This window comes from Xenorhabdus santafensis (genome assembly GCF_033949405.1).
Lineage (GTDB): Bacteria > Pseudomonadota > Gammaproteobacteria > Enterobacterales > Enterobacteriaceae > Xenorhabdus > Xenorhabdus santafensis.
Window position 1 is genome coordinate 1 of the sequence record NZ_VCDN01000435.1, and the last position, 368, is coordinate 368.

Consider the following 368-nt stretch of genomic DNA (forward strand, 5'->3'; position numbering starts at 1 on the left):
AAGCAGTAGAAAAACATGCTGTATTAAATTTACCGGTGTTGAATTTATTAGAACAAGGAACAGTACGATTACGTCAACAAGATGTACAAGATTTAAAACAATGGGCGAAAGAATCGATTGTACAAAAACAAGAAATGAAGCAATGGAAAGAAAGAACAACACAAACAATACAAGAGAAAGACGTAAGAATTCAGGAATTAGAAAGTGAAATAGAGATAGGAAAGCAAGAAAATACACGTTTAGCGGAAGAATATAAAAAAGCAAAAGAAACAAGTAAGACATGGGAACAGTTATATGAAGTCGCAACAGATAGTGAAAAAGAAATACGAAATATAGTAAAACAAGCAGGATTGTATGAGATGTTGGAG

1 protein-coding gene is annotated in these 368 nt (G+C 32.3%); it reads left to right on the forward strand.

The genetic code is table 11. The annotated features are described in order from the left end of the window. On the forward strand, window positions 1-368 hold a 368-nt coding region (locus FE392_RS20865; protein WP_319931992.1), incomplete at both ends, for a hypothetical protein.